Raw genomic sequence first — 10873 nt, forward strand, 5'->3', positions numbered from 1 at the left:
TCGAAAGCCTGCTGAAGGCACAATTCGGTCTGCGTATGCAGAAGGCCACGCAGCAACTGGCCAACACCAGCCAGCTGCGCAACGTGCGTCGCGACATTGCGCGCGTTCGTACCTTGCTGACCGAGAAGGCAGGGAAATAAAGATGAGCGAAACTCAAAACACCCAAGTGGCCAAGCGCCAGCGCACGCTGGTTGGCAAGGTCGTCAGCAACAAGATGGACAAGACTGTCGTCGTGCTCGTTGAGCGCCGCGTCAAGCACCCCATCTTCGGCAAGATCATCATGCGTTCCGCGAAGTACAAGGCGCACGATGAATCGAACCAGTACAACGAAGGCGATACGGTTGAAATCGCTGAAGGCCGTCCCATCTCGCGCTCGAAGTCGTGGCGTGTGGTGCGTCTGGTTGAAGCCGCACGTATCATCTAAGTAAAGCAGTACATCGGAACGGTCCGCCGTTCTGATATAAGACGGCAAGGGATAAAACCCTTGCCGTTTTTTTTGCCCGGTTTTTTTGTTTCGCACCCAAGGATCAGGACAATGCGCGGTTTCATGAACGCTGCCCGGCTTGGATTGTTGCTGGCGTGCGCCTGGATGGCGGCGCCTCCGGTCGCCGCGCAAACGCGGCAAGAGTCACCGCCGGCGCAGGATCCCGCGGCGTTGGGCCGGGCCTTGCTCGATGCCGGTCCTGAGGTGCGGGTGCGCCTGGACGGCTTGTCGCGTGATCATGCGGCGATCTTCGGTACAGAGGATGCGAACGAGCAAGCGTTGATGGACCAGGAACGTGCCATAGGGGAACGCAGGGAGCAGATGCGAGTGCTGGAAAAGCTGCTCAGCGACAAACCTGCGGCAGACCCGCATCCACCCGCGATGATCCCTCTGAATCCTGGCGCAAACATGACGATGCCGAGCCTGGCGCCGACCCCATCCGGCTCGCAGCTGAACCGGGGTTCCCTGGACACGCGCCGCAGCCTGGACGAAATGCAGCGGCGAGTTGACGGTTTGCGGCGCGACGCGGATGCGCTGAGTCAACGCGGGCGTTGACGACGGCGGGCTTCAGCGGCGCCTGGCCAGTTCCCGCAGCCGCCCCGCTATTCCCGTGGGGAAGTAGTACACCGACACTACGAACAGGATCCCCAGCCACAGCAGCCACCGGTCTGGTTCGAACAACAGCGCCAAGGGGGCCACGCCCGACACCGCGCCGTGGATCACGTGCAGGCCGTCCTGCAGATAGCTTTGCGCGAACACGAACAGGCTGGCGCCTACCACCGCGCCGTACATGGTGCCCATGCCGCCTATCACCAGCATCAGCAGGATGTTGAGCATGATCTCGAACGATAACGAGGTATCCGGGCCGTTGTAGCGCAGCCAGAGCGCGTACATGGCGCCCGCCAGCGTGGCGAAGGCCGCGGCCAACAGGTTGGACAGGCTGCGGTAGAGCACGGTGCGGTAGCCGATGGCCTCCGCACGGAACGGGTTTTCGCGGATGGCTTGCAGCACGCGGCCGAACGGCGAATTCACGATGCGCAGCAACAGCAGGAACAGCACCACGCTGACTGCGGCGATGAGGTAGTAGGTGATGATGCGGCCGTCCACTGTCACGCCGAAGATCTGTTCGGTGAAGGGCCGGAAGGCCGGCCGCAGCATCTGCGGCACTTTGAAATTCAGGCCGTCCTCGCCGCCCGTCAGGTCGGACAACTGCGACACCAACGTTTGGAACGCGGCGGCTACCGCCAGCGTGATCATGGCGTAGAAGATGGCGCGTACGCGCAGGCTGGCCAGGCCGATCAGCAGGGCGAACGCGAGCGATACCACCAGTCCGCCGCCCAGGCCCGCGAACACCGCGGTCCAGCCCGGCTCCATGCGTATGCTCGCGATCGCCACGCCATAAGCGCCGATACCGAAGAACATAGTGTGCGCGAAGCTGACGATACCGGTGTATCCCAGCAGCAGGTCATAGCTGGCGACCAAGATCACGAACACCAGGATCTTGGCGGCGACCGCCAGCGACTTCGGACCGGGAAAGAGAAAGGGCGCGGCGGCAAGCAGGGCCACGATGGCGATCAACGCCAAGGCCAGCAGCGTGCTGCGCGGGGGATCGCCGGAAAGCAGGCGTACGGACATGTCGGCAGTTCCTAGCGATTCGTGACCGGATACACGCCCTGCGGACGCCATAGCAAGATGGCGACCATCAGCGCGATGTTCGAGAACAGGGCAGCCTTGGGCAGCAGGAAGCCGGTGTAGTTGGCCATCAGCCCGACCAGCAGCGCGCCGATCAGGCAGCCCACGGTGGAGCCCAGGCCGCCTATCATGATGACGATGAAGATCAGCACGTTCACCTGCGCGCCCAGCTGCGGCACGATCGATTGCTGGTACATGCCCCACAGCACGCCGCCCAGTCCCGCCAGCATGGACCCGGCGACGAACACACCCACGAACAGATGGCGGATGCGGTAGCCCAGGCTTTCCACCATTTCGCGGTCCTCGACGCCGGCGCGGATCAAGAGGCCCAGCTTGGTGCGGTTGAGCAGCCACAGCATGCCGCCCAGCACCAGCAATCCCGTCAGCAGGGCGACGATGCGGAACTTCTCGATGGCGGCGTCGCCCAGCAGGAACGCCCCGCGCAGCGCCTCAGGCAGCGGCAGGGAAATCGTCTGCGGCCCCCACAGCATCTTGATGATCTCTTCGCCGATGATCATGCCGCCCATGGTGATCAGGATCTGCTTCAGATGCTGGCCATAGACGGGACGCACGATGACGCGTTCGAACGCCAGGCCCACGGCGCCCGCGACCAGCATGCTGACGATCATGGCCGGCAGTACGGCGCCCAGATTGATCCACAGGCTGCCGGACTGCGTCCAGTCGGCCATCGAACCCAGCACGGTGGCCGCCATATAGGCGCCGATGGCGATGAACAGGCCATGACCGAAGTTCAGCACGTCCATCAGGCCGAACACCAGCGTCATGCCCGAGGCCACGATGAAGATGATCATGCCCATGGCCAGCCCCGCCAGCGTCAGCGTGACCCAGGTGGAAAACGAACCCACCAGGGGCAGGGCCAGCGCGGCCAGGGCCAACACCAGCAGGACAGGGCGCAGGTCCGCGCGCACGCGCGGCAGCGGGGTATCGATTTCGAGCGTGCTCATTGGTGGCTTCCCAGTGACAGGCCCAGCAGGCGCGTCTGTAGTTCGTCGTCCGCGGCCAGCTCGGCCATGCCGCCGGCGTGGACCACGCGGCCGTTGTCCATCACGGCGACATGATCGCCAACCAGGCGTGCGAAGTTGAAGTTCTGCTCGACCAGCAGGATGGTGGTGGACGCCTGCTTCAATTCGATGAAGGCGTCGATCATGTTCTGGATGATGGCTGGCGCCAGGCCTTTGCTGGGCTCATCCACCAGCAGCAGCCGGCGCGGCTCGATGATCGCGCGCGCGACCGCCAGCATCTGCTTCTGTCCGCCCGACAGCTTGCCGGCGGGATGCAGCCAGAACTTTTTCAGCGCAGGAAAGAATCCGAAGATCCACTCCAGCCTCGCGGTGTCCAGTTGGCTGGCGTTGCGTGCCTGACGTGCCGCCAACAGGATGTTCTCCTTCACCGACAGGTCAGCGAAGATGCCCATGTTCTCCGGCACGTAAGCCATGCCCATGCGCGCCATGTCGGGCGGCGTGGTGCGCGTGCCAGGGCCGCCGACGGGCGCGCCGTCGAAGCTCACCTGGCCTTGCGACGCGCGCCACAATCCCATGATGGTGCGCAGCGTGGTGGTCTTGCCGGCGCCGTTGCGGCCCAGCAGCATGGTCACGGCCGCGGGCGGAACCGCCAGATCCACGCCATGCAGGATGTGGTACGCGCCGATGTGCGTGTGCACGTCCTTCAATTCCAGCAGCGCTTGCGTCATGCTGCCTTCTCCGCCGGGCTGACACCCAGGTAGGCCTGCTGCACGATGGGCGAGGCGATCACGGTAGCAGGGTCGCCATCGGCCATCAGCTGGCCGTTGTGCAGCACCACGATGCGGTCCGCCAATTCGCGCACCACGTCCATTTTGTGCTCCACCAGCAGTATCGTTTTGGTCGGATCGCTCTTGATTTCGCGGATCAACTCCAGCACCACGGGCACGTCGTCCACGCTCATGCCGGCCGTCGGTTCGTCGAACATGAAAACCTGCGGTTCCAGGGCGATCAGCATGGCGATTTCCAGCTTGCGCTGGTCGCCATGCGGCAGGTCGGCGGCCGACTGATCGCGGCGCGCGGACAGGCGGGTGCGTTCGAGCAGGGCGTCGGCGCGTTCGATCAGACCGCGGTCGTCGCTCCAGGTGCGCCAGAAACGGATCTGCCGCCAGCCCATGCCTTGCTGGCGCGACTGCAGGGCCAGACGCACGTTCTCATGCACGCTCAGGCGCGGGAACAGTTGGGTCAGCTGAAAGGCGCGGCCCAGCCCCGCATGCATGCGCGCGGGCGCGGCCAGCGGGGTCAGGTCGCGCCCGTTCAGGCGCACCGTCCCGGCGCTGGCGCGCAACTGGCCGGAGATCAGGTTGAAGTAGGTGGTCTTGCCCGCGCCGTTCGGGCCGACTATGGCGGTCAGAGTGCCAGGCGCATAGTTGCAGCTGACCTCGTTGACGGCCACGTGTCCACCGAAACGGATCGTGAGCGATTGGGTTTCCAGCATGGGTGGGCAGCGGGCTCAGCGTTTGTTCTGGATCGGCACCGACATCTGGTCCGGCGTGATTTCCTTGACCAGGTCCTGCACGGCCCACGGCACCGACGGATCGTTCTTGATGCGGAAGTGGTACATGGACTGCATGGCCTGATGGTCCTCGGGACGGAAGGTCATCTTGCCCTTGGGCGTATCGAAGCTCATGCCTTCCATGGCCTTGATCAGCGTGTCGGTATCGGAGTCGCCCTTGGTCTTGGCCAGCGCGGTGGCGATTGCGATGCCCGACGCCATGCCGCCCGCGGTGAAGAAGTCCGGCGGCTGGCCGTAGCGCTTCTGGTGTTCCGCGACCAGCCAGTCGTTGATCGGATTCTTGGGGATGCCGTAGTAGTAATAGGTGGCGCCTTCCATGCCGGCCAGCGATTTCAGCGGCGTCATGGCGGCCAGCGTGTTGCCGCCCGTGGCGATCTCGATGCCGAAGCGTTTGGGATCCAGGTCGGCGATCTTGAACGGATTGCCCGCGCCGGCCCACAGGATGAAGATGATCTTGCGGCCCGACTTGTCTTTCAGGGCATCGAACAGGCGCTGCGCGCCGGCGGTGAAGTCGGTGGCGTTTGCGGGCAGGTATTCCTCGTGCACGATCTTGGCATTCTTCAATGCGCCCTTGAACGCCTTCACGCCGTCGCGGCCGAAGGCATAGTCCTGCGCCAGCATGGCGATCGAGGTGCCGGCCTGGTCGAAGGCGACCGCGTTGGCGATGGCGTCCTGCGACGAGTTGCGGCCGGTGCGGAAGATGTACTTGTTCCACTTGTCGCCGGTGATCGAATCCGCCACGGCGGGTTCGACCAGCAGGATCTTCTCGTATTCCTCGGCGATCGGCAGCATGGCCAGCGCGACGCCGGACGAGGTGGGGCCCACGGCGATGTCGGCGTTGTCATCGGCATAGGCCGACGCCAGTTGGGCGCGCGCCACGTCGGGCTTGCCCTGGTTGTCCTTTTCAATGACGCGGATCTTGCGGCCGGCGACCGTCATGGTGCCTTGCGTCGCATATTCCAGCCCCAGCATCAGGCCGTTCTGTGTCTGCTTGGCATAGGCTTCCAGGGGACCGGTCTTGTCGTAGACGTGGGCGACAACGAAGTCTTTTGCCGCTATCGCGGAATTCATGCAGAGGCCGGCGAGCGCGGCGAGCAGGACGCGTTTCATGGGAATCTCCTGTTATTGGGGGCGGTGATCCGCCGTGTGGTCCGGCGTGGCAAGGAATAGTCGGATGGCGTCTATCTGGGGGGCGACGTTCAGGGCAGGGGCATGGCCGCAATCGGGGAAGTCGATGCGCTGCGCGCGCGGCCCGCGGCGGGTCATGGCGTCGGCGACCTCGGGCAGCAGCAGGTCCGAATCGGCGCCGCGCAGCAGCAGCAGCGGCATGCGCAGCGAGTCGTAGCCGCTCCAGCGGTCGTAGTCGGCCGGGTGGTTGCTGAACTGGCCGACGATGGCGGGGTCGTAATGCAGAGTGATGCGGCCGTCCGGCAGGCGGCGCACCGAGGTTTCGGCCATCCGGCGCCATTGCTCGTCGCTTTGCCAGCCGTAGGGCTTGTAGGCGACGCGCAGCCAGGCCTCCAGTTCCGTGACCGTGTCGAAGGCCGGCGGCGTGCCGACGTAGGCCACGATGCGGTCGATGGCGGTTTGCGGCAGCTCGGGGCCGATGTCGTTGACGACCAGGTGCGAGATCCGGTCGCGCAAGGTGGTGGCGGCGGCGTGCATGCCGGTCGCGCCGCCCATGGACGTTCCCACCCAGCGCACGCGCGCCAGCGACAGTTCGTCCACCAGGGCGCGGGCCAGCTTGGCATAGAAATCCAGTTGGTACTCGGCAACCGGGTCGGGGCTCCATTGCGACAGGCCGCGGCCGATCGCATCCGGGCAGATGATGCGGTAGTCGTCCGCCAGTGCCTGGGCCAGGTCGTCGAAGTCGCGGCCGGTGCGGGCCAGACCATGCCACATGATGACGGGGGGCGCGTCGGCGGCGCCCCATTCGGTGCAGTGCAGCTCGCGGCCTGCGCAGCGCAGATAGCGCGAAGCCGGCGCGTGGCGGCCGGCCGCTGTGGGCGCTGGTGCCATGGGTCTCCTCCCGGGTTGTCCAGGTTGTGTGCTTATCGGGCTGAATATAGACTTGCGCCAAGCGCGCCTTCAAGGCGCCGGACGCCCCGCAGCAGGGTGAGTCAAGAATATGTAGACGCAGGATCACGAGCGCCCGGCCGCGGCGCCGGCGTCCAAGGAGACCGAGCCATGTCCGATACGGAATTCGCCATTTCGGCCAGCGCCAGCGCTGACCGGCGCGACGAATGGCGCGCGGCGTTGTCGCACGCGTTCGGTCCGTTCGAGGTGCATCGCGGCAAACCCGACAGTTTCGCCGGACATGTGCGCTACGCGCGCCGGGGCAGCCTGCAGTTCAACGACCTGCATTACCAGGGGCAGAAGCTGGAACGCACCACTGGCAACGTGTCGCGCCTGGACCAGGAGTTCTATACCTTCGGCCTGCCGCTGGCAGGACCCCTGGCCGTGCAGCAGCAGGGGCGGGAATTCCAGGTTGAACCCGGCTGCGTCTACCTGATGAACCAGAGCCTGCCTTACCAGGCCACGGCGCAGGGCGCGTCGGGTTACCGCAGCCTGAGCGTATCGTTTCCACGCAGCGCATTGCTGCAGCGCGATTCCCGCATCGGCGCCTTCTACAAGCTGCGCGTCGATGACGGCTCGCCGCGCGGCGCCTTGCTGGCCAGCTACATGGACCACCTGTTCAAGGGCGTGGAGGGCTGGTCGGACGTTGAAGCCGCGGAACTCGGCGAGCGCCTGATCGACCTGATCGTGCTGTTCCTGGTGCAGTCAGGTCAGGGGCATGCATCGGAGTCGGACAGCAGCGTCACGCTGGCGCACCGCCAGCGCGCGCTGGCCTATATCCGCCAGCATCTGGCGGATCCGGCGCTGTCGCCGCAGCAGGTGGCGCAGGGCTGTGGCTTGTCCGTGGCTTACCTGCATCGCATCCTGCGCGCAGGCGGCCTGTCGGTGGAATCCTTCATTTTCGAGCAGCGGCTCGACAAGTGCCGCGAACTGCTGCTGAATCCGCTGCACAGCCACCGCAGCATCGCCGAGCTGGCCTACCAGGTAGGCTTCTCGCACCCGTCGCATTTCAGCCGCTTGTTCAAGCGCCGCTTCGGCGTGACGCCGCGCGATCTGCGGGCGAGTTCCTGACCGGCTCCCTCTGCCGGGGGCGCCGCCGCCAGGCGTTCAGGCGCGAGACAAGAAAAAGCCCCGCAGGGTTGCTGCGGGGCTTTGTGTTGCTGCCAGGGTCAGATGTGCGTGATGAACTTCGTGACCAGGTAGCCGTCGAACGTTTCCAGGCCGCCTTCGCTGCCGATGCCGCTGTCCTTGATGCCGCCGAAGGGCGTCTCGGCCAGCGCGCTGCCGAAATGGTTGATGTTGACCATGCCGGCTTCCAGGCCGTTGGAGACCTTGGTGGCCGTCTGCAGCGAGTTCGTGAACACGTAGGACGACAGGCCGAAGGGCAGGCTGTTGGCGCGGCGCAGCACTTCATCGGTATCCGTGAAGCGGACCACCGGCGCGACCGGGCCGAAGGGCTCTTCGGTCATCAGCATGGAGTTGTCGGGCAGGTCGGTCACGACCGTGGGGGCGAAGAAGAAGCCCTTGCGGTCCAGCGGGCCGCCGCCGACCACCACCTTGCCGCCATGCTTCTTGGCGTCGTCGATGAAGGCGCTCATGGCGGGGACGCGGCGCTCGTGCGCCAGCGGGCCCATGTCGGTGCCTTCTTCCAGGCCGTCGCCGACCTTGATGTTCTTCAGCACTTCGGAGAAGCGCGCAAGGAACTGTTCGTAGGCGCCGTTCTGGACATAGAAGCGGGTCGGCGACACGCACACCTGGCCAGCGTTGCGGACCTTGAACTTGGCCAGCATGGTGGCGGCGCGGTCGATATCGGCGTCGTCGAACACCAGCACGGGCGAGTGGCCGCCCAGTTCCATGGTGACGCGCTTCATATGGGCGCCGGCCAATGCGGCCAGCTGCTTGCCCACCGGCACGGAGCCGGTGAACGACACCTTGCGCACGATGGGCGAACGGATCAGGTAGTCCGAAATCTTGGCGGGCTCGCCCCAGACGATGTTCAGGCAGCCCTTGGGCAGGCCGGCGTCGTGGAACATGCGGGCGATCGCCATGACGGCGCTGGGCGAATCCTCAGGACCCTTGAGCACCACCGTGCAGCCGGCGCCGAGCGCCGCGGCGATCTTGCGGATGGCCTGGTTGTACGGGAAGTTCCAGGGCGTGAACGCGGCGCAGACGCCGATGGGTTCGCGCACCACGAACTGGCGTACGTCGGGATTGCGCGGCGGGACCACGCGGCCGTAGATGCGGCGGCATTCCTCGGCATGCCAGTCGGCGTGCTCGGCGCAGGAGGTGACTTCGCCCACGGCTTCGGCCAGCGGCTTGCCCTGGTCCAGCGTCATGTTGCGGCCAATTTCCTTGGCGCGTTCGCGCGACAGCGTCGCGACCTTGCGCAGGATGGCCGAGCGGTCCATGGGCGAGGATTTCTTCCACGACTCGAACGCGCGCTGGGCGGCGGCTAGCGCACGATCCAGATCCGCTTCGGTGGCGTGGGGCAGCTGGCCGAGAACTTCCAGCGTGGCCGGGTTGATGACGTCCTGGGTGCGCCTGCCCTCTCCGGCGACGAATTCGCCGTCGATATACAGCGCCAACTGTTCATACATGCCTGTCTTCCCTTGCGAAATAGGAGTGGATAGCGATCACTGTCGCCCACGCCAGTCTAAACCAGCTTGTGCGCGGCGGGGAGGGCCAATGCCTGGCCGCGCATTGGAGCCAATATGTGACCGGCAACTCTTGCGCGTCCGCCCGGGCATGGACAAAATGGTGCATCTTTGGCTGTCCATCCGGCTACTTATTGTGCAACCCGTCGATGCGCGTCCGCCCGGCAAGCCCAGTTTCTACTCGCGCGTTTTTTTCCGCTTCATAGACTGGTTGCGCAACCGCATCGCCCAGGCCTCGCTGGTAGGCGACCATCCCATTTTCGACAATGGCCAGTTTCCCTGGGTAGCCGCGCTCGAGACCCAGGCGCCCGCCATCCGCGCCGAATTGGCGGGCCTGCTCTCCGAACGCCAGCACCTGCCCGCTTTCCATGAAATCTCGCCCGACGTGGGGCAGATCACCTCGGACGATCAATGGAAGACCTTCGTCTTCATGGGTTACGGCCTGCGCTCCGACCGCAACCTGGCCCGGTGCCCCGCCACCGCCCGGGCGCTGCAGGGGATCCCGGGCATCCGCACGGCATTCTTCTCCATCCTGGAGGCCGGCAAGCGCATTCCCCTGCACACGGGCCCGTACAACGGCGTGCTGCGCCTGCATCTGGGGCTGGTGGTGCCGGAACCGGCCGAGCGGTGCTGGATCGAGGTCGGGGGCGAGCGCTATAGCTGGCGTGAAGGCCGGGCGGTGGTGTTCGACGACCTTTACCCGCACCAGGTCCACAACGACACTGCCGGCCTGCGCGCCGTGCTCTTCGTGGACTTCGAGCGGCCCTGCCGCGCTCCGGTAAAATGGCTGAACCGCCTGGTGCTGATGGCCGCGCCGTTCACGGACGAGATCCGCCGCGGCAAGGCCAATCACGACGCCTGGGAGAAGGGCTACTACCGCCAGAAATAGGGGGCGGATAGGACCGATTCACTCCCTTGAAGGGCGGGCGCGCAGCTTTTGTGGGTTATCCGCACAAAGTGCTTGCGCTCAAAAACTAACCACGTTAGAATTATCAGCTTTCCCAGATTGTCGATCGAGTTGGCCCGCGCCTATGCAGGTTAGCCCGACGTGTTGGGGGAATACCCGCAGGATTTCAACCCAGGGTCGTTGCGTTGCCAACCAGTTGCGTGAGCAGAGCGAAAGCTCGAGACATGCCAACACAAAAGCAGGGCGGCAGACCTGACGGGACCAAAACTGGCAGGAATTGCAGTGTTCCCTTGTTGGGAAAACCGTATTTCCAGTTAAGTTGGAACAGGAAAAATCATGATCCAAATGCAGACCACGCTGGATGTGGCCGATAACACTGGTGCGCGTCATGTCATGTGCATTAAGGTGCTCGGTGGCTCCAAGCGCCGTTATGCCGGTATCGGCGACATCATCAAGGTGAGCGTCAAAGATGCGGCTCCGCGCGGACGCGTCAAGAAAGGCGAA

The 10873-nt window shown here is 65.0% G+C and carries 13 protein-coding genes; 6 read left to right on the forward strand and 7 right to left on the reverse strand.

Annotation, left to right across the window (positions count from 1 at the left end):
* From rpmC to VIR09_RS17905, 3 genes are all read left to right on the forward strand, one after another.
* The coding region (gene rpmC, locus VIR09_RS17895) for a 50S ribosomal protein L29 (RefSeq protein ID WP_332014097.1) at positions 1-140 on the forward strand (140 nt) is incomplete at its 5' end.
* Between the two features lie 2 nt (positions 141-142).
* A complete protein-coding gene (gene rpsQ / locus VIR09_RS17900; RefSeq protein ID WP_006216549.1) occupies positions 143-424 on the forward strand; it encodes a 30S ribosomal protein S17 in 282 nt (93 codons plus the stop codon).
* A 111-nt stretch (positions 425-535) separates the two neighbouring features.
* A complete protein-coding gene (locus VIR09_RS17905) occupies positions 536-1039 on the forward strand; it encodes a hypothetical protein (protein ID WP_332014087.1) in 504 nt (167 codons plus the stop codon).
* 12 nt (positions 1040-1051) lie between these two features.
* Here VIR09_RS17905 and VIR09_RS17910 read toward each other — a convergent pair whose 3' ends face one another.
* From VIR09_RS17910 to VIR09_RS17935, 6 genes are read right to left on the reverse strand one after another with little or no spacing between them, the layout of a single operon-like run.
* Entirely contained in the window at positions 1052-2119 is a 1068-nt protein-coding gene (locus VIR09_RS17910) for a branched-chain amino acid ABC transporter permease (protein WP_332014088.1), read from the reverse strand.
* An 11-nt stretch (positions 2120-2130) separates the two neighbouring features.
* Positions 2131-3141 (reverse strand): branched-chain amino acid ABC transporter permease, encoded by a 1011-nt coding sequence (locus VIR09_RS17915; protein ID WP_332014089.1) that lies wholly within the window; start codon positions 3139-3141, stop codon positions 2131-2133.
* The gene (locus tag VIR09_RS17920; protein ID WP_332014090.1) at positions 3138-3887 is read right to left on the reverse strand and encodes an ABC transporter ATP-binding protein; all 750 of its coding nucleotides are present in this window, start codon (positions 3885-3887) and stop codon (positions 3138-3140) included. The genes VIR09_RS17915 and VIR09_RS17920 overlap by 4 nt, the downstream gene beginning before the upstream one ends.
* Positions 3884-4654 (reverse strand): ABC transporter ATP-binding protein, encoded by a 771-nt coding sequence (locus VIR09_RS17925; protein WP_332014091.1) that lies wholly within the window; start codon positions 4652-4654, stop codon positions 3884-3886. The genes VIR09_RS17920 and VIR09_RS17925 overlap by 4 nt, the downstream gene beginning before the upstream one ends.
* Positions 4655-4669: 15 nt before the next feature.
* On the reverse strand, positions 4670-5842 hold the full coding sequence (locus tag VIR09_RS17930; RefSeq protein WP_332014092.1) for a substrate-binding domain-containing protein: 1173 nt from the start codon (positions 5840-5842) through the stop codon (positions 4670-4672).
* A gap of 12 nt (positions 5843-5854) precedes the next feature.
* A complete protein-coding gene (locus VIR09_RS17935; protein WP_332014093.1) occupies positions 5855-6751 on the reverse strand; it encodes an alpha/beta fold hydrolase in 897 nt (298 codons plus the stop codon).
* Between the two features lie 168 nt (positions 6752-6919).
* Here VIR09_RS17935 and VIR09_RS17940 point away from each other — a divergent pair, with 168 nt between their 5' ends.
* Positions 6920-7879 (forward strand): helix-turn-helix domain-containing protein, encoded by a 960-nt coding sequence (locus VIR09_RS17940; protein ID WP_332014094.1) that lies wholly within the window; start codon positions 6920-6922, stop codon positions 7877-7879.
* 98 nt (positions 7880-7977) lie between these two features.
* Here VIR09_RS17940 and VIR09_RS17945 read toward each other — a convergent pair whose 3' ends face one another.
* Entirely contained in the window at positions 7978-9405 is a 1428-nt protein-coding gene (locus tag VIR09_RS17945) for an NAD-dependent succinate-semialdehyde dehydrogenase (RefSeq protein WP_013397008.1), read from the reverse strand.
* 193 nt (positions 9406-9598) lie between these two features.
* Here VIR09_RS17945 and VIR09_RS17950 point away from each other — a divergent pair, with 193 nt between their 5' ends.
* Positions 9599-10351, forward strand: coding sequence for an aspartyl/asparaginyl beta-hydroxylase domain-containing protein (locus VIR09_RS17950; protein ID WP_332014096.1), 753 nt, complete (start codon positions 9599-9601; stop codon positions 10349-10351).
* 354 nt (positions 10352-10705) lie between these two features.
* A partial coding sequence (locus tag VIR09_RS17955; RefSeq protein WP_332014098.1) for an uL14 family ribosomal protein occupies positions 10706-10873 on the forward strand: 168 nt, incomplete at its 3' end.

The sequence above is a fragment of the Achromobacter sp. genome, from assembly GCF_036567245.1.
Lineage (GTDB): Bacteria > Pseudomonadota > Gammaproteobacteria > Burkholderiales > Burkholderiaceae_B > Achromobacter.